This window comes from Streptomyces boncukensis, assembly GCF_011045075.1.
In the GTDB taxonomy this organism is placed as follows: domain Bacteria; phylum Actinomycetota; class Actinomycetes; order Streptomycetales; family Streptomycetaceae; genus Streptomyces; species Streptomyces boncukensis.
Genome location: NZ_JAAKZZ010001133.1, coordinates 1 through 412 on the forward strand (window position 1 = coordinate 1; position 412 = coordinate 412).

Genomic DNA, 412 nt, shown 5'->3' on the forward strand with positions numbered 1-412 from the left:
CGGTCAGCAGCGCCAGGAGCGCTGCCCCGCCCGCGAGTGAGAGCGCATCGCCCCAGGGAGCGTCCAGCACTCCGGTGGTGTCGAGGCCGAGCGCGGCGATGAGCGCCTGCGCGAACGTTCTGATCATGCGCTCGGCCGGCGTCATCGAGGAGCCCGGGGATGATCTGGAAGCGGATCTGGCTGACCTCGGCTTCCGACAGGGTCACGACAGCTCGGGTGCCGTCCAGGGAGCGCTCGGGGGCGGTTCCGCCGACCAGCGCCCAGTCCGGTTCGCGCGGCGTCGTCCCCCACGACGCGGGCGTGGCCGGGCGGGTGAAGTCGTCCCACGTCCATGGCTGAGCGCTGCTCGCGCGGACGCGCTCCCCGCCGACGCTCAGGTCGACGGGGAACACGGTGGCGCCGGTCGGCGGGG

Annotated in this window: 2 protein-coding genes; one reads left to right on the plus strand and one right to left on the minus strand. The window is 74.0% G+C overall.

From position 1 onward, the window contains the following. On the minus strand, positions 1-145 hold a 145-nt coding region (locus G5C65_RS40910; protein WP_420903417.1), incomplete at its 3' end, for a holin. A 14-nt stretch (positions 146-159) separates the two neighbouring features. Here G5C65_RS40910 and G5C65_RS38310 point away from each other — a divergent pair. Further along, positions 160-339: a hypothetical protein gene (locus tag G5C65_RS38310; protein ID WP_165303705.1), complete on the plus strand. Its 180-nt coding sequence runs from the start codon at positions 160-162 to the stop codon at positions 337-339. Positions 340-412: the final 73 nt, after the last annotated feature.

Bases quoted from the DNA above. Each gene is read 5' to 3' on its own strand.
- G5C65_RS38310 (WP_165303705.1), top strand. From the start codon at position 160: ATGATCTGGAAGCGGATCTGGCTGACCTCGGCTTCCGACAGGGTCACG.